The 611-nt window shown below is 69.4% G+C and carries 1 protein-coding gene; it reads right to left on the bottom strand.

All coding sequences use genetic code 11. The annotated features are described in order from the left end of the window. The coding region (locus KUM32_RS40330) for a class II fructose-bisphosphate aldolase (RefSeq protein WP_217146663.1) at positions 1-611 on the bottom strand (611 nt) is incomplete at both ends.

Here is a 611-nt window from a genome sequence, read left to right on the forward strand (position 1 = left end):
GCGCAGGTCGGCGCACGCCTTGGTGACGCGGGCGGCCATGCCGGCCTCGGCGAGCTTGCCCCAGCTCCGCGGGTCGTAGGTCTTCTTGTTGCCGACCTCGCCGTCCACCTTGAGCACGCCGTCGTAGTTGCGGAACATGTGGTCCGCGACCGGGCGGGTGAAGGCGTACTGGGTGTCGGTGTCGAGGTTCATCTTCACGACGCCGTTGCCCAGCGCGGTGCGGATCTCCTCCTCCGTGGAGCCGGAGCCGCCGTGGAAGACGAAGTCGAACGGGTCGGCCTTGCCGGAGCTGGCGGCCAGGCCGTCCTGGAGGTCGCGGAGCAGCTCGGGGCGGAGCACGACGTTGCCCGGCTTGTAGACGCCGTGCACGTTGCCGAAGGAGGCGGCCAGCAGGTAGCGGCCGTTCTCGCCCAGGCCGAGGGCGGCGGCGGTCTTCTCCACGTCGGCGACGGAGGTGTACAGCTCGTCGTTGATCTCGTGCGTGACGCCGTCCTCCTCGCCACCGGTCGGGGTGATCTCGACCTCAAGGATGATCTTCGCCTTGACGGCCTCGGCGAGCAGCTCCTTGGCGATGGCCAGGTTCTCGTCCAGCTTCTCGGCGGAGCCGTCCC

It is taken from the genome of Streptomyces sp. AC627_RSS907 (assembly GCF_019049165.1).